Source organism: Microcystis aeruginosa NIES-843 (assembly GCF_000010625.1).
In the GTDB taxonomy this organism is placed as follows: domain Bacteria; phylum Cyanobacteriota; class Cyanobacteriia; order Cyanobacteriales; family Microcystaceae; genus Microcystis; species Microcystis aeruginosa.
In genome coordinates this window covers 3,201,229-3,216,228 of the sequence record NC_010296.1, presented here as the reverse complement: position 1 = coordinate 3,216,228, position 15,000 = coordinate 3,201,229, and the positions used below count along the sequence as shown (strand labels likewise).

Genomic DNA, 15,000 nt, shown 5'->3' with positions numbered 1-15,000 from the left:
GGAGGTAACAACCTATGCAGTTAGAAGATTATTTTGAATTTGTAGCAGTAGATAATATTCAATTAAAAGGACATCGTATTGGCATTGAGGACGTACTGAAATACTATCGACAAGGTTATAGTCCTCAAGAAATTCTCCAAGAATTACCAACTCTAAATTTAGAAAAAATTTATGCCACTTTGACCTATTATTATCACAATCAAGCACAAATCGATCTCTATCTTGTCAAGCTAGAAAGACAACGGGAACAACATTATCAACAGTGGCTAGAAACATCATCTCCTTTAATTGATCGTTTAAGAAAAGCAAAAATTAAAAAGGAGCAGGAGTATTTACAAAAAGCATGAAAATTCGGTTTTTGCTGGATGAAAATTTATCTCCTAAGCTAAAAATAGCGGTTCAACGTATCAATTCTACTATAGATATTTTGCGAGTTGGTGATGCGGATGCACCTCTTTTAGGGACACTTGATCCTAATTTATTGCAATATTTAGAATTATCCCAGAGACTGTTAATCACTGACAATAGAAGTACCATGCCCAATCATTTAAAAGATCATTGGAACACGGGAGGTCACACTTGGGGAATTATTTGGTTACGCCCTAGCGGTACAATTAGTCAATGGGCTGAATCAATGATTTTAATCTGGGAATTAACAGAAGCTGAAGAATGGATTGATCGCTTAGATTGGATTCCTTTATGAGGAACTAAGGTGATTTTTCAAACACATTTAATCATTTATTTCGGGGCTTTTTCTGGGTTTCTTAGGGTCTTTTTCTGGGGTATTAGGGGCGGGATTTGGGGCTATTGTCGCAATTTGGGCGGCCATTCTTGTCATTGCTTGACCTTGGGCGAATTCCTGCTGTAATTGTTCGCTAGAAGAAACCAAACGACTTAAACCCTGAATTAAACGGATAATTTCCTGTCGCAGTTGCGGATTACCGGTAATTTCATCCACATCCGAGGTGATTTTCTGAAGATTGGCAAAAGCAGCGCGAGAGGAGTCGAGGAGTTGCTGTAGGGTGACAACAGTGGCAGGATCGGAGAGATAAGCGGTAAAATTTCCCAAATTTTCACTTAATTTAACAGCATTTGCCGAAATAGTGTTTAAATTCTCAATAATTTGGCTTTTCTGCACTTGCGTCAGAATCGGATCCAAAGCAGCGAGGGTAGTTTGTAGGCGATCGCTAGTAGTTTTGATACTATCGAGAGTGGCAATTAAACGATTTTGATTAGCTGCCAAAAAAACCCGCAGTTCTTCGGTAGTTTCTCCCACCAAAAGCAGCGTTTTTCGGGCCTCTACTAGGGTAGCGTCTAAATTTCTCAGGCCGCCACTTCCCTGTAAACTTCTCAGTAAAGTAGTCGCTTCCTGACTCAATCCCCCGACACCGGAAAGATCACTAGAAAGGCGATCGAGGGAACCGGATACTTGCGGTAAAGATTCTAGGGATCTCATACCCGAATTAACTTTACCTAGAGTACCGCTGCGACGTACCTCGCTTAAAGCGGTGGTTGCCTCACCACTAAAGCGATCGAGTCCCCCCAAGGCATTGGCAGCGCGTTGGGTAAAGGAACGAAATCCGGCCACCATATCGGGATCGCTAACTAGATTAGAAATTCTCAGTAAAGATCTGATCAAGGTATTGACATTTAGCGCCGATTGCCCTTGTAAACGGGAACCGTTACAGATAATCACTTCCCCATTGCAGTTAGGACTCAAAGGGGGTTCTTTGACACCACCGACGGGTAAAGCTTGCAGGGGAGTAATATCGATCGTGGTTTCACCCACTAAACCGGATTGAATGGCTTCGATGAGGGAATTACTGGGAATTAGGCGATCTGCTGGCGAAATCTCCACTTCTACGGCGACTCCCTCCGGTTCTGGGGTAATTGCCGTCACTTGCCCGATTCTCACTCCCCGATAACCGACGCGGGTTCCCACCATCATGCCACCCACATTAGGAAAAAGGAAGCTGGCGCGATAACTGCGTCCCCCGAAGCTAAAATTACTTAACCAGGCGATAAACCAGATTAATATTCCCCCCGATGTCAGTAACATTAAACCGATACCACTTTGCCTGAGAGTTGGGGAAATCCCCCGTTGTGAACCGCCAGCTTCCATAAATAATTACTCCTCATCTCTACAGAGTATCTTACAGGAGAAATCGGAGGATTTCAGCGATCAGTTTCTGAAGGCAAGAGTCAAGGAGTCAGTATTCAGGAGTCAGGAGTCAGGATTCAGTATTCAGTATTCAGTATTCAGTATTCAGTATTCAGTATTCAGGAGTCAGGATTCAGGAGTCAGGATTCAGGATTCAGGATTCAGGATTCAGGATTCAGGAGATTATTTTTATTTATTCTCCCCACTTCCCCCCGCAACGCGCACGCAGTGACCACCCCACACCCCACACCCCACACCCCACACCCCACTTCCCCATCACCCCACACCCCACACCCCACACCCCACACCCCACTTCCCCATCACCCCACTTCCCCATCACCCCACTTCCCCATCACCCCACACCCCACACCCCACTTCCCCATCACCCCACACCCCACACCCCACACCCCACACCCCACTTCCCCATCACCCCACTTCCCCATCACCCCACTGACCTCAATTGGCAGTTTACTGAATTGGTCCGTCGATACTGCCGGTAAAAAATTGCTTGAGTACGGGGATTTCCGAGTGATAAGCCTCTTGAGTCGGCCCAACCCATTGAAATTGACCTTTATAGAGAAAAACGATGCGATCGGTGGTATTTTCGATGGTGCTGTGGACGTGGGTGACAATGAGATGGGCCCCACAGGCTTTTTTTACTTTGAGAAGTTCCATAATTACCGTCTGGATGCGGGTAGAAGCGACGGGATCGAGTCCGGCAGTGGGTTCATCGTAAAGGAGAATGTTCGGTCGATCGGCTGCGATCGAGGGATCGCTGATAATTGCTCTGGCTAAACTGACGCGTTTTCGCATCCCTCCGGATATTTCAGAGGGATAGAGGTCGTAGGAACCGGACATACCCACTAAATCGAGTTTTTCTTCCACTAAATCGCGAATTTCGGCTCGTTTTAGCTTTGAGTGGCGATAGAGAGCAAAACCGACATTTTCCCCGACGGTGAGGGAGTCAAAAAGGGCCGATTGCTGGAAAACTAGACCAACACCGAGGGGATCTTCCCCTTGTTCTACGGTTCTCTGGCGTTTTGTGCCGTAGATGTACACTTCTCCTCGATCGGGGGCCAGTAATCCAGCGACTAACCGTAAAATCGTCGATTTTCCCGTCCCAGATGGACCGATCACGCCGATCGCTTCCCCTTCGTACACTTTCAGATCGACGTTATTTAAGATTACTTTCTTGCCGAAAGCTTTGGTCACTCCCCTTAATTCGACGATCGGTTCGCGCATCACCATCTAGAATATCTTTACAAAAATGCCCTTTTATTGTAGGGCAACGACCCGATCTTTCTTTTTTTTCTTTTCTGGTTTTATGGTTCGCGATTCTATCTGCATTTCGGGAATCTCTCGCAATTCTTCGGCATCTAAACGATATTGTTCGCAGACAAGACTCAGACGAATACCAGAACAGCTAACGGGATTAACTGAATGGGTAAGATCTCCTTGAAATAGGATCAAGGTGTTAGCACAAGGACGAATCTGGGCCACGGAACGATTGCCTGTTGCTAGTACCAGTTCCCCCCCTTGAATATCTTTAGGAACCTGCACATAAAGGACGCTAACTAGGAGCGGGGGATCGATAGTTTTACAATAGGAGCGCAGGGAGCGATCGATATGGGGATCGACTCGTGAACCGGTTTGTAGGAGTAAGGGGTTAAGATAAAAAGCGTTGCAGTCAGCTTGTAAACTGCGATCAAGATAGGGTTTAAAATAGGGAAACATTCGTTCAACTTCGCTGATTTGTGTGCGTCGAAAAGCGATGGAAAAGCCTTTGGTTTTAACGAAATCTCGATTTAAATTGTTAACTGTGAAGTGGGGACAAGCGAGAATCTGTCCTTGTAGTTCGCTCAGATAACTGGGAGTAAAAGCGTCGGGATATTGGGAATAGTAAGGCACGGATAGAATCGCAACGGTATGGCAATCTTTATGATAGCTTGTTCCTAGAGAGATGGGGATAATTTTCCCAGAAGTGTTCTGTCTGTGTGTACTTTAAGATAAGAGTTATTAAGAATGATGTTCTGCTCGAAAGCTTGACTAACTCTCCTTAATTCTCCGAGGGATTTATTGCCGAGCCGATTTTCTACCGTAGCGGTTGTTATTGTTAACTTTTTGATTGACTAATCAAATACCTCAAATTCTTGTCCGATCTTGCCAAAATATTCCCCCAAACGTTGTTGAATGATATTAATATACTGAGCTTCAATTTCAATACCAATAGTCTGATAACCTAATTCTAGAGCGGCAATTAAAGTTGTACCCGTTCCAGCAAAAGGATCGAGAACTATATGACTGTTATCCTGTGGTAGAAATAACTCGAGCAGTTTTCTAATCAATGATAAAGGTTTAATCGTACAATGCTCATCAAAATTTTCATCCCGTCCTTTAGAAAAGCCCTCTAAAATATTGGATTGAAAAGAGCCGTCACTTAGTATAGCTTTAAAGGGACCTAATCCAGTCATTTGTAGAGTTTCAATATAATTGTTTTTTAGAGGCTTCTGCACAATAACTATAGCTTCCCATTCATTTCTCAAGCAAGTATGCCAACCTTGCCATTGTTGAGCATTAGTGTCACCAATTTTGTCAAGTTTTTTCTCAATATTTAATCCTTTGGGAATGCCTGAATGTCGTCTATAAACCAGCACATCTCTAGCATAAAAACCGGCATTTTCAAGAGCAATCTGAATATGAGCTAGTGTTCTTGTGCTACTAAAAACAGCGACAACAGCCCCGCTTTTACAAACACGCATTAGTTCCTTTGACCAATCTGTTGCCCATTCAATATAATTGACCACATTTTCGCGATTGCGTTGATACCAACGCTCATTGCGAACCCCACCAGCTAACCCACTTCCATAGGGAATATTTTTTACCAGTGTGGAACTGTTTTGAATGCGTTCTCTGCGTCTTTGGATTTCATCATGATCCCAATTTCTGCCAATGAACTCATAATTATAGGGTGGATCTGTGATCACACAAGATATACTAGATTCTTCTAGTAAAGTGAGAAGTTCTCTACAATCACCGTGCAGAAGTTGCCATCTTTTTGAGATATTCATCGGGCAATATAAAACTCCTGTGTTTCAGAAAATTTATCAAAAGCTTTCAGCAAATCGAACCCACTGCGATCAAGTATATAATCAAAACTTTGTTGGCTCTGCAAAACAGTCCAGCCACCCAGATGACAAGCTTTAATCGCTGCTGGTAAGTTATCCTCTCGCACAATCAGTAAAATAGGTCTAAGTCCTCTTTCCTGTAATAGTTTTCCATACTGTTTAAACTTTTTAAGTGTGCCAGAATCTCCCGAACCAATTCTATATTTAGTATCAATGGCATCTCTACCTAAAATGCAGTCACAAGGTTGATCATCTGCAATCTTTAAAGCCGGTTGATAATCTAAACAATTAGCCTTAAAAACTTCTGTCACCAGACGTTGCCAACACATTCCTAGTTCCCTGCCCCAATACTGACGATTTTCCCTTTTTAAACTAGGAGTAATTCCAAATACCCTCATAAGCGGATCATAATCATCATTTTCTTCTCCATAGATTTTGTCACTAAAAGAACTTTGGTATTGTCTCAAAATTCCCTTGAGGAGGTTTTCTATTTGATCGGGTGGCATCAATAATCCTTTTTGATATAGATAGCTAACTACTGATTATCTCCCCAAATTATCGGTAATATGTTCCAAGATAATATCACCCCTGGCCAAGGAAAATGAGCGGTTATTTACACAGTCCTTCCATCCTCCCCCTAACATTTTAACAGCCGATCGGCCCTAATCTCTAAATCATTGACTACCCACGGTTTACAATAGTTAAGAACCAACGGCAAGCAAGAATTAACGATGCGGATTTCGATCAACTGGTTACGAGAATTAGTCAAAATTGCCCAATCTCCCCAAGAATTAGCCGAATTATTGACAATTGCGGGAATAGAAGTGGAAGAGATCGAGGATCGCCGAGAATGGGCAAAGGGTGTGGTTATTGGTAAAATTATCGATCGCCAACCCCATCCCAATGCGGATAAATTAAGTGTCTGTCAGGTGGATATCGGTCAGGAAAACCCTAGTACAATTGTCTGTGGTGCGCCCAATGCTAGGGCTGATATTCTAGTTCCTGTGGCTACTTTGGGAACTTATTTAGCCAAAATCAATTTAACGATTAAACCGGCTAAATTGCGCGGGGTAAAATCGGAAGGGATGATCTGTTCCCTCGCAGAATTAGGATTAACTAAAGATTCTGAAGGAATCCACATTTTTAGCCAGGAAAATCTCCCTTTAGGTACAGATGTTCGTCCCCTTTTAGGACTCGATGAGGTGATTTTAGATATTTCTCCCACCGCTAACCGTGCCGATGCTTTGAGTATGATCGGAGTTGCGCGAGAAGTAGCGGCTTTGACAGGAGGAGAATTAAGCCTACCAAAAGTCAAATTACGGGAATTTTCCCCTAAAAAAGATTTAACGCTGGAAATATCAGAAAATAAAGCCTGTCCTGCCTATATTGGTACGGTGATCGAGGGGGTAAAAATTGGCCCATCTCCGCTATGGTTGCAACAGCGTTTACAGGCTGCCGGATTGCGATCGATCAATAATGTGGTCGATATTACTAATTATGTCCTCTTGGAGTGGGGACAACCCTTACACGCTTTCGATCGCGATCGTTTACAAAGTTTTGCCGGAGGTAAATCCGTTACTATTGGAGTCCGTTTTGCCGAGGAAGGGGAAAAAATCATTACCCTTGATGGTCAGGAAAGAAGCTTAAAAGAGCTTAATTTATTAATTACTGCCAATAATAAGCCGGTAGCTTTAGCGGGAGTGATGGGAGGTCAAGATACAGAAGTTAACGAGGAAACCGTTAATCTTGTGCTAGAGTCGGCTTTATTCGATCCGATCGCTATCCGTCGTTCCTCAAAAGCGCAGGGTTTACGCAGCGAATCTTCTGGACGCTATGAACGCGGTGTTAATCCCGCCGCTTTGGAATATGCTTGTCAAAGGGCGATCGATTTGATTCTAGAGTTAGCTGGGGGAACTGTCAGCAGTCAGGTTAAAGCTGATTATCGTGCCGAACGGTCCAGGGGTTCGATCGAATTGCGTTTAGAACGTTTACAGCAGCTACTGGGTCAAGTTACCCTAGATGATGGTGCGATCGGTGAAATTCTCGCCGAAGATGTGGAACGGATTTTAGGCAATTTAGGCTGTGAATTGCAGTTAACCTCAAAAAATCCTGTTCTGTGGACTGTGACAGTCCCAGACTACCGTTATCGGGATTTAGAACGGGAAATTGACTTAATTGAAGAAGTAGCGCGACTGTACGGATATGATCGCTTTGTCGATACTTTGCCGGCAAAAACCGCAGCCGGAGGATTATCCTTTGAGGAAACTATACAGCGTCGGCTGCGGGAAGCTTTTCGAGCAGTCGGTTTGACGGAATTAGTCCAGTATTCCCTAGTTAAACCGGAATTAGCGGAAGTTGTCCTCGCTAATCCCCTTTTTGTCGAGTATTCTGCTTTGCGGACTAATCTCCTCGACGGTTTAATCGAAGCGTTTGAGTATAATCAGTCTCAGGGGAACGGTTCCTTAAATGGCTTCGAGATCGGGCGAGTTTTCCGCCTAGAATCGGATAATATCAACGAATACGATGCAATTGCTGGTATTTTTGGCGGTGATTTCTTCCCGGCCGGACGTTGGCTGCGATCGGGTAAAGAGGTGGCCATGACTTGGTATGAAGCAAAAGGGATTTTAGAAGCAGTATTCGATCGCCTTTCGCTGACAGTAAGCTACGAAAAAGATGCCGAAGATGCGCGTTTTCATCCCGGACGAACAGCATCTTTATGGATTGGCAAACAACGCCTAGGTATATTCGGTCAACTACACCCGCAATTGCGTCAGCAAAAGGGATTAATTGAGGCAGTTTATGCCTTTGAAATCCAGTTCCCGATCCTGTTAGCAACTCTTAGCGATAGTGCCAAAATTACCCCGCGTTTACAGGTCTATTCTACCTATCCGGGGGCAGCACGAGATATCGCCTTCTTTGTTTCCACAGATATACCCGTAGATAGATTGACAAAAACTATCAAAAATGCTGGGGGCAATCTCTTAGAAAAAGTCGAATTATTCGATCGCTATCAGGGGCAGAATGTGCCAGAAAATCATTGTAGTTTGGCCTTTAGTTTAGTCTATCGTGCCAGCGATCGAACTTTAACCGATGAAGATGTGGAACCCTTAATGACAAAAGTGCGAGAAGCTTTAGTTAAACAGTTCCAAGTTTCTTTAAGAAGTTAAATTCAGCGATCAATTATCAGTTATCAGACATCGACTTTATAAGTAGGTAGGCGTTAAAAATTATCAGATGCCCCCCTTATCAAGGGAGATCCCCCCGCCTACCGGCACCCCCCTTATCAAGGTAGGGCTGTTTCATTTAAATTAATTACAGCTGATTTTGAGTCAATAAATTTGAATGAAAATTCTCAAGTTTATCTTTTTCTAATCAAAAGAGTTAGTGACAATAACTAATCTTTAATCCTCTGCCAATATTGATTATGAATAAATTGATAAAGCCTGTTTCCAAGCCACTAAAAGCCTATCTTTCTTGAAATTGTCTGAGAGTACATCCTGTTAATTTAGCTAATTTTTCTGCTTCTTACGTCGATAAAACTATCAGTTTTTCCCAACGTTCAGCTAACCACCTCTGTCCCTCTGTTATTGAGAGAAAACCCAAACCTCTGAAAAGATTCAATCCTATAGTTGTGAGAATTGACCAATTGCTGGCCGCTTGAAAATCACTTATCTCGCTTTTATCTTCCTCAAAAATTACATCTTTTACCCAATGTAACTGATTTTCTATTTTCCAATGTCCTCGAATAATTTTAGCAAATACTTGAGCGGATTCGGTTAGGCTACTGATATAGTAAGCTGTTTCTTCATAGGTTTTATCCCCGCGACTACCCTTTCTTTCTACTTTAATAACTCTTCGCAGATTTTCAAACCCTTGTCTTTCATTTTTTCTCACTTTAAAAACTTCTATTTTTCTTGATATTTTTCGTCCATGACTATTATCTTGTTCAAGAAAGCAACTTTCTGGCTTTGAGGAATTACTCAGGTCTTGTATTCGCTTATAAAGATTTTTCTGATTTCCTTTAACGGTGATAACATAGTCATTTTTACTCTTGGCTATTAAGCTGATTGTTTTTTTCTGACAGTGTAAAGCATCGCCAGTAAAAACTTTATTTTGGAGAGAGCAATCCTCAATTATAGCTTGCCCTTCGTCGATTTCAGACCCTTTTTTGTTTTCGATTCTTTTTAAGTGTAATACTAATCCACTTTCTTGACTAAACAATGAGACAAACATGATAAAATTTTGTTGTTCATTATTAGGATTCTTTAGGGTGTTTTTGAGACTTTTTCCATCCATACCTAGCCAATTTATATCATCTCTTTGTCCATATTCTTCTAATGCCCATTCATTAAACATTTTTAACAAACTCTGCCAGTCAACTCCCATCATTACCCTTCTAATTGTTGAATAGGATGGGACTCTTTCTGGAATTATGTTAAATTCTTTACTGAGCCTGTGCCGATTATTTTTAGCAAACTCTCCTAGTTCTCTATAACCTGAGTATCCTAGCATTGTTCCCAGTATTATTACTACTAATACTATCCATAAAGGGTGTCTTTTTCCTTTATCTTTCCGAAAGTCCTTGACTTGTTTCAGTTTTTCTATTAAGCTCAACATATATTTAAAAGGTTGGCGGTCACTTATCATTTTACCTGATATTGATCGCTTTTACTTTTGATATTCTGATGGGAGAATGAAACAGCCCTACCCTTATCAAGGGGGGCAGGGGGGATCGAACCTAAAATCCATTTTTAATTTAATTATAACCAGCCATTTATTATCTCAAGAATAATCTCACACATCGCTATCAATATCGCTGATTGCCTCTAATTGTTACCAATCAGTTTAAGAGGTTGGAAGGGTTCTTTTTCAGACTCGATCTCCTCTAAAAAATATTACAATCAATCGCTTTTGATATACGCTTTAAAAATAGATGATAATTGAAATCGGTTTTGCTCCCTTTGAATTAAATAACGTTGTTGCAAGGATTGTAAACCATTGATTAAATCACTAGCAGATAAATCTAGGTTATTTTTTAACTCCTCTCTAGATAAAGGTTGCTCAACTTTACTTAATTCTAAGGCGATTTGTTGGGCAAGGGGAGAACAGCGACCAAAAATTTGTTTTAAATGAGACTGCATTTTTTTAGTAATAACTAAGCTATTTTCTGCCAAGAAATCGTTAACCTTGCCATCAAAAACATCTTTAATCAAAACGGCAATATCGGTTAAATAAAAAGGATTACCTTCGTATAATTGAATTAATTCTAACCATCTTTCCCCATCTTGTAAACCTTTATTTTCAAGAAAATCAATCGCTTCAAATCCTGATAATTCTAAGCATTGAATAGGAGAATTTTCTTGATTAAGATAGTTCATTTCTGCGGATTTTTCTTGACTAATGAGAATAAAATGGCTCTGGTGTTGGATTTCTGCAATCAGTTTTAAAAAATGTTAATAACTACTATATTCAGGTTGATAATTACCCGCCATTTGACCAACAGCAAAAAGATTCTGAAAATCATCTAAGACGATTAAACATTTATGATTGCTTAGAACTTCTAACAATTGCTGGATTTTATTATCGGTGCTTTCTTTCGGTTCTTTTTGGCAAGTATTCAATAAATCATTTAGCCATAAATCTAAAGACTTAGGAAATTTTAAACTTTTCCAAATCACCACTTCAAATTGTTCTAAATTGAGATCGATAAATCGTTTAACTAGGGTGGTTTTTCCTATTCCCCCTAATCCCAAAACGGCAATTAAGCGAGTATTTTGCTTAAACACCCAGTTCGAGACTGTTGCGAGTTCGTTTTCTCGATCGTAAAAATCAATAATTTGGGGAGCAAGGGTTAGATCATGATAGATTGATTCAGATTGAGAGTTTATATATCTATTTTTATCATTATCATTAGGTAAAGTGAAGGTTTGTGTATGGCAAAAATGGTTATTGTTACTATTTACAACATTCAAAGAATTTGGAGATGATTTAATCTTCATTCTTTCTATAGTAGAACGAAAATTAGATTTTCTTATTTCTTCCCCAAAAGCATCCGATAAAAGCTTCCATAATTTAGCACCTTCCTCTCTAATATGAGTCTCACTGCGGTGATATTCGTTACCTATTTCTTGATAACTCTGTCCTTGCCAACTCCCTTCAAAAATAGCCTTCTGGATAGTATTTAGCGGCTTTTTATCTCGCTCAATAAGGCGTTCGTCAATCAGTTGTAAGACTTCCGTGATATTCATACAATCGACACAGCAAAAGACTTTTGGGTATTATAGCCCAACTAAATCCCACTTTTTCCAATTTTTAGAAAAATTTACCCGACAAAACTCCCGATAAAATCCGATGTTTAGGGGTTGTCACTTTTTGGAAGCGTTTGGCATGATGGAATGTAGTTAAGCAAAACAGACCTAAAACTAACCATATCTAACTCAGCGACGCTAGTTCTAAGTATTATTGCTTATGTCTCAGTTTAACGCAGGTATTTTATGACGAAGTTCGTTTTAGACAAATATGCGCTCGATTCTAAAAAATCAGAAGCTAAGGCAAAAGTAGTTAACTCTTTAGGTTCGAGTGTGACAATTTCAGGCGATACTATCGAGGTTAATTATAGCTCAAATGCAACCAAAGTGGCTCAGATTTTAAGTCAAGTTGGTATCAAGTATTCGGGGGGTTAGGTAATACTTATACCTTTATACCTTATTGTCATCGTTCACATCTGGAGATTTGATTATGATGTCAGATAATGAGCCTAAATTTGAAAAAATAGCTGAAAATTTGGAAAGATTCAAAGATTTTGTTAAAAGTATAGCAAAAGAACCGATATACGGACTTTTAGATACCTTGAGAGAAGGGGAACTTGCTTCTGATCATAGTGTATTCACTTATGTTGAGGCTTTGGAGTACGCTATTGACATAAAGTTGAAATATCCTACTGTAAAGTCAACCTTGCTCAAACTTGAGCGTTCATCTAAAGGATTGGTGATAACTCAGGTTTTTATAGACAATAAGGAAAAAATTGTACCCAAAAAAAGAGGTTATTTAGGTAGAAAAGTCAGTGCGAAAAAACTTGATGAGGAATTAGATGACATCTTTGGAAACGATGATAGTGTTGTGATTGATTTACCACAAAAATAAGTAAGGAGTGTTTACTATGTTGTTAGGTGGATTAGAGTTTGTACTATTGGGTTTCTTGTTTGGAGCAGCCGCAGTAGCCTTGGCTATTATCAGTATTGCTACTGTTATGGAGATCATCTCTGATTATTGGGATGACCTTGATGATGAAGTTCTCATAATTGCGCCTGAAGCTAGTTCGGAATTAGAAAAAATTGCTAAGCAAAAGGGTAGCAAGAAGCACAAGAGATTTGTGTACAACACGTCAACAAAGGAGGCTTTACTCGTTGAAAGTAACTCAATATCAAATGAACTTGAAGACGAGGATGTAGTTTATGTCACGATTTAGGTAAGGCTGAGTAACAGTTAATTGCAACCGTGTAATACTTTATAGATGAGGGTAGTCCTGCCTAAAGTTAATCGAAAATTATCAAGGACTACTTTTTATTGTCAATACAAAAATTTAAGCAAACAACATGGAAGACGAAATTATATTTCAGGATATACCAACCACCACAGAAAGTGAAAAAGATTTTCTTGTTTTCAAAACCAGAATATATGCAGCTTGGCAAAGCTATTTAGAAAAAATCGGAAAAGAAAATTTACCTTTAATTGTTTCCTCAAGTGTAGATTTAAACTCCGTCAAAAATCTGAGCAAAAATAGTAACAAAGCGTCTGTCAGTAAAGCAAATTCTATTTCCCTAGAGGAAAGAGCGGAGCAGTATCGTAGCCAAAAGCCGAATTTTTCAATGGAACAATTAGTCGTTCCTGAATCAGTTAAGGAAGAATTACTAATAGCTAGTAAAATTTCAGTCCTTGAAAAATTAGTATTTGATGAGTGGGGATTAAGAAATATACAACCCTTCCCTTATTCTGCACTTAATTGGCCAATTCAAGTCTGAATTGCATCACTGTCTGATCTACCTTTATAGAATACCTCATTCGGGGTACGATAGTCAAGACATTTTCGAGGACGATTGTTAATCAAGTTTACGGCTCTTTCCACCTCCTCTGGCTTAACGATTTTAAAATTCGTTCCCTTGGGGAAAAATTGTCTTAACAGTCCCTTGGTATGCTCGTTTAATCCCCTCTCCCACGAATGATAAGGAGTAGCAAAATAAAAATCTGCTCCTAGTTTCTGACTCAACTCTTGATGTCCACAAAATTCTTTGCCGTTGTCACAAGTAAAGGTTTTTCTTTTGTCAGGGTGAATCTCTTGAAAAAGTTTTTCTGTGACTCTATTGATTTCCGATGCGGTTTTGTTTTTGGCTAATCCTGCTCCTAAAAATTTCGAGGCTTTATCTACATGAGTAACGAGAACTCCTAGATGATTGCCTCCAATCATTGTGTCACTTTCCCAATGACCGATTTCAGTTTTCTGGTCAGCAATTACTGGTCGCTCGCTGATATCTACACGCCCTGGAATCCCTCCACGCTTACTTTTTGCTCCGCCTCGACTCTTTCTTTGACAAAGCCCCCGGCGTAAATATTTCTGGTACTCTCCACATCCGTGATAGTTCTGATAGATCATTTGATAGATGGTTTCGTGACTGAGAGATTCTTGACTGGCTCTTTTCAGACGACCTGCTATTTGTTCGGGACTATGATAATCTTTCAATCCTTCTTTGACCAACTCTAAGGCTGACTCGCTGACATTTTTAAAGGGTTGTTTGGCATTTTTTCGCCTTGTCTCGCTTTGAGCTTGTGCTGTGTCAGGTAGATAGCAGCCAAGGGAACTTTGATTCCTTTTTAATTCCCGTGATATTGTGCTTTGATGACATCCGAGCCAGACGGCCATTTGCCGTTGAGATAAATTTCCCTCCTGACTAAGTTGGTAGAGCAAGTTTCTTTGTTCTATGTTAAGATGTTGGTGGCTCATTTTGGGTCTGATTTGTTTTTGTTAATGATCAGACAGTACCTGATGAGCCTTTCTTTGTCAACTCTTGAGGTTGATGCGTTTCATTTTTGAATTGGCGATTTCTACGGTTCACCCGGCACAGGAAAAACTTTGGCTGCGCACGCAGTAGCTTCTTACTTAGAGAGAAATATTTTACTGGTCAGTTATGCTCAGATTGAGAGTATGTATCATGGGGAGGGTCCTAAAAACGTTGAAGCCCTTTTTTATGCGGCTGAACGCGACAATGCCGTCCTTTTCATTGATGAATCAGATTCCTTGCTCTCTAAAAGATTGACTAACGTAACTCAAGGATCCGAACAGGCAATAAACTCTATGCGCAGTCAGTTACTAATTTCACTAGAGAGATTTCGAGGAATTGTCGTTTTTGCCACCAATCTAGTTGAAAACTATGATCCTGCATTTGAGACTAGGGTTCGTAATATATTTTTTCCAATGCCAGATCAAATTTGTAGAAACCTCATCTGGCAGAAACTTCTGCCAAAAAATTTGCCACTTCTAGAGGATGTATCTACCGAGAAGCTTGCTGAAATAGATGAAGTCTGTGGCAGGGATATACGTAATGCGATTATTGATTCGGCCTTAAAAGTTGCCATGAATAACGGTAGTACAATAGGTTATCGGGATCTTTCAGATGCGTTAGATGCTGCGCCAATTCAAAAATGAAACGCATCAACCTC

The 15,000-nt window shown here is 40.4% G+C and carries 17 protein-coding genes and 1 pseudogene; 8 read left to right on the top strand and 10 right to left on the bottom strand.

Annotated elements, in window-relative coordinates; translation table 11 throughout:
- Nucleotides 1-14: 14 nt before the first annotated feature.
- Nucleotides 15-347: a DUF433 domain-containing protein gene (locus MAE_RS15400; protein ID WP_002750711.1), complete on the top strand. Its 333-nt coding sequence runs from the start codon at nucleotides 15-17 to the stop codon at nucleotides 345-347.
- The gene (locus MAE_RS15395) at nucleotides 344-703 is read left to right on the top strand and encodes a DUF5615 family PIN-like protein (protein WP_002763705.1); all 360 of its coding nucleotides are present in this window, start codon (nucleotides 344-346) and stop codon (nucleotides 701-703) included. The genes MAE_RS15400 and MAE_RS15395 overlap by 4 nt, the downstream gene beginning before the upstream one ends.
- 27 nt (nucleotides 704-730) lie before the next feature.
- Here MAE_RS15395 and MAE_RS15390 read toward each other — a convergent pair whose 3' ends face one another.
- The 7 genes from MAE_RS15390 to MAE_RS15365 form a co-directional block, all read right to left on the bottom strand.
- Nucleotides 731-2,122: an MlaD family protein gene (locus tag MAE_RS15390; RefSeq protein WP_012266410.1), complete on the bottom strand. Its 1,392-nt coding sequence runs from the start codon at nucleotides 2,120-2,122 to the stop codon at nucleotides 731-733.
- 232 nt (nucleotides 2,123-2,354) lie between these two features.
- Nucleotides 2,355-2,498 (bottom strand): hypothetical protein, encoded by a 144-nt coding sequence (locus tag MAE_RS33425; RefSeq protein ID WP_158303533.1) that lies wholly within the window; start codon nucleotides 2,496-2,498, stop codon nucleotides 2,355-2,357.
- A complete protein-coding gene (locus MAE_RS35755) occupies nucleotides 2,482-2,604 on the bottom strand; it encodes a hypothetical protein (RefSeq protein WP_269453919.1) in 123 nt (40 codons plus the stop codon). The genes MAE_RS33425 and MAE_RS35755 overlap by 17 nt, the downstream gene beginning before the upstream one ends.
- A 25-nt stretch (nucleotides 2,605-2,629) precedes the next feature.
- On the bottom strand, nucleotides 2,630-3,409 hold the full coding sequence (locus tag MAE_RS15380; protein WP_002776950.1) for an ABC transporter ATP-binding protein: 780 nt from the start codon (nucleotides 3,407-3,409) through the stop codon (nucleotides 2,630-2,632).
- A 27-nt stretch (nucleotides 3,410-3,436) separates the two neighbouring features.
- Nucleotides 3,437-4,069 carry a 2OG-Fe(II) oxygenase gene (locus tag MAE_RS15375; protein WP_012266408.1) on the bottom strand — a complete coding sequence of 211 codons (633 nt, stop codon included), beginning with the start codon at nucleotides 4,067-4,069 and terminating at the stop codon, nucleotides 3,437-3,439.
- A 221-nt stretch (nucleotides 4,070-4,290) separates the two neighbouring features.
- Nucleotides 4,291-5,229, bottom strand: a complete 939-nt coding sequence (locus MAE_RS15370; RefSeq protein WP_012266407.1) for a DNA-methyltransferase — start codon at nucleotides 5,227-5,229, stop codon at nucleotides 4,291-4,293.
- A complete protein-coding gene (locus MAE_RS15365) occupies nucleotides 5,226-5,792 on the bottom strand; it encodes a hypothetical protein (protein ID WP_002735446.1) in 567 nt (188 codons plus the stop codon). Before MAE_RS15365 ends, MAE_RS15370 begins: the two co-directional genes overlap by 4 nt.
- A gap of 225 nt (nucleotides 5,793-6,017) precedes the next feature.
- Between MAE_RS15365 and pheT the strand changes: the two genes are divergently transcribed.
- Nucleotides 6,018-8,453 (top strand): phenylalanine--tRNA ligase subunit beta, encoded by a 2,436-nt coding sequence (gene pheT / locus MAE_RS15360; RefSeq protein ID WP_012266406.1) that lies wholly within the window; start codon nucleotides 6,018-6,020, stop codon nucleotides 8,451-8,453.
- 358 nt (nucleotides 8,454-8,811) lie between these two features.
- Here pheT and MAE_RS15355 read toward each other — a convergent pair whose 3' ends face one another.
- Both MAE_RS15355 and MAE_RS36125 read right to left on the bottom strand, forming a co-directional pair.
- Entirely contained in the window at nucleotides 8,812-9,903 is a 1,092-nt protein-coding gene (locus tag MAE_RS15355; protein WP_012264242.1) for an ISAs1-like element ISMae8 family transposase, read from the bottom strand.
- Between the two features lie 284 nt (nucleotides 9,904-10,187).
- Nucleotides 10,188-11,534 (bottom strand): annotated as a pseudogene (locus MAE_RS36125) (NB-ARC domain-containing protein).
- A gap of 246 nt (nucleotides 11,535-11,780) precedes the next feature.
- On the opposite strand from MAE_RS36125, the gene MAE_RS36485 reads away from it, so the two are divergent.
- The 4 genes from MAE_RS36485 (at nucleotide 11,781) to MAE_RS15330 (ending at nucleotide 13,307) form a co-directional block, all read left to right on the top strand.
- On the top strand, nucleotides 11,781-11,969 hold the full coding sequence (locus tag MAE_RS36485; protein ID WP_012266403.1) for a hypothetical protein: 189 nt from the start codon (nucleotides 11,781-11,783) through the stop codon (nucleotides 11,967-11,969).
- Nucleotides 11,970-12,027: 58 nt separating this feature from the next.
- The gene (locus MAE_RS15340) at nucleotides 12,028-12,429 is read left to right on the top strand and encodes a hypothetical protein (RefSeq protein ID WP_012266402.1); all 402 of its coding nucleotides are present in this window, start codon (nucleotides 12,028-12,030) and stop codon (nucleotides 12,427-12,429) included.
- Between the two features lie 16 nt (nucleotides 12,430-12,445).
- Complete coding sequence (locus MAE_RS15335; protein ID WP_012266401.1) at nucleotides 12,446-12,754, top strand: hypothetical protein; 309 nt, start codon at nucleotides 12,446-12,448, stop codon at nucleotides 12,752-12,754.
- Nucleotides 12,755-12,881: 127 nt separating this feature from the next.
- Nucleotides 12,882-13,307: a hypothetical protein gene (locus tag MAE_RS15330; protein ID WP_012266400.1), complete on the top strand. Its 426-nt coding sequence runs from the start codon at nucleotides 12,882-12,884 to the stop codon at nucleotides 13,305-13,307.
- Here the strand turns inward: MAE_RS15330 and MAE_RS15325 are convergent.
- A complete protein-coding gene (locus MAE_RS15325) occupies nucleotides 13,298-14,284 on the bottom strand; it encodes an IS30-like element ISMae39 family transposase (RefSeq protein WP_012265332.1) in 987 nt (328 codons plus the stop codon). The genes MAE_RS15330 and MAE_RS15325 overlap by 10 nt on opposite strands.
- Before the next feature lie 90 nt (nucleotides 14,285-14,374).
- Between MAE_RS15325 and MAE_RS15320 the strand changes: the two genes are divergently transcribed.
- On the top strand, nucleotides 14,375-14,986 hold the full coding sequence (locus MAE_RS15320) for an ATP-binding protein (protein WP_080506998.1): 612 nt from the start codon (nucleotides 14,375-14,377) through the stop codon (nucleotides 14,984-14,986).
- The last annotated feature ends 14 nt before the right edge of the window (nucleotides 14,987-15,000 follow it).